Annotated in this window: 1 protein-coding gene; it reads right to left on the bottom strand. The window is 75.4% G+C overall.

What is annotated here, in order from left to right:
* A partial coding sequence (locus tag AB0G02_RS41140; RefSeq protein WP_360806256.1) for a class I adenylate-forming enzyme family protein occupies positions 1-1,219 on the bottom strand: 1,219 nt, incomplete at both ends.

Genomic DNA, 1,219 nt, shown 5'->3' on the forward strand with positions numbered 1-1,219 from the left:
ACCTTGCCGTTGGCCAGGCGCGGCAGGGACTCGACCACCGTCAGGACGTCCAGGTCCGCGGTGGGCAGGTCCGCGACCGGCGGACCGGGTGCGGCGCCGGTGGTGGTGCGGACGAACCCGGCGAGCCGGGTCGGGGTGCCGTCGGCTCCGGGCACGCCCACCACCGCGCACTCCGCCACGTCCGGGTGGGCTTCGAGCGCCCGGCGGACCGACGACGGCGAGACGACCTCACCGCCCCTGCGGACCAGGTCACCGATGCGGTCGACCACGGTCAGCAGACCGTCGTCCGACACCGCGCCGTAGTCGCCGGTCGGGAACCAGCCGGGCGCCACCGGGGTCACGCCCGAACCGTCCAGGTAGCCCTGCATGACGTTCGGTCCCGCGACCCAGACCTGCCCGGCCACCCCGGTCGGCACCGGCGCCGCGGTCGGGTCGTCCAGTGCGGCGACCCGGACCTCGACGTCCCGGACCGGTGCGCCGACCGAGCCGACCCGCTCGTACCCGACGCGTTCCGTGCTGATCAGCGACGTCGTCTCGGACAGCCCGTAGCCCTGCCAGCAGGGCACGCCCAGGGTCGAGGCGATCCGGGTGGCCGCCCGCTCCGACAGCGCGGTGCTGCCGGAGCCGACCACGCGCAGGTGGCGGACCCGGAGCCCACCGAACGCCGGGTCGGCCGCGAGCTGCTCCAGCCGTACCGGCAGCGAGTACAGGTGGGTCGCCCGCGCCTCGTCGGCGGCCGACACCGAGTCGAGCACGCGCCGGTGGCCGACGAGCACCTGCCGGACCCCGGACAGCACCGACGCGTTCATGTGCATCGGGTAGAAGATCGGCCTGCTGTGCGCGAGCCCGCCCGCTCCGACGAGCCCGTGGGCCTCCGCGAGCTGCGCGGCGTTGGCCAGGACGTTGCGGTGGCTGTAGGCGACCGCCTTCGCCCGGCCGGTCGAGCCGCTGGTGAACATCAGGGCGGCGGTGTCGTCCGGCAGCGCGGGCCCCGGGCCGGTCCGCAGCCGGAGCAGCCGGCCGAAGTCGACCCGGACCTCCTCCCGGACCAGGTCGAGGAGTCCCTGCTCGGCCAGCTTGGCGCGCAGGCCGTCCAGCGCGCCCTCGGAGACCAGCACGGCCGAGGGCATCGCCAGGCGCAGCACGTGCGCCACGGCCGGTGCCGGCAGAAGCGGGTTGATCGGTGCGACGACGTTGCCGCTGCGGATCGTCCCGTAGT

It is taken from the genome of Actinosynnema sp. NPDC023658, from assembly GCF_040639995.1.
GTDB lineage: Bacteria > Actinomycetota > Actinomycetes > Mycobacteriales > Pseudonocardiaceae > Actinosynnema.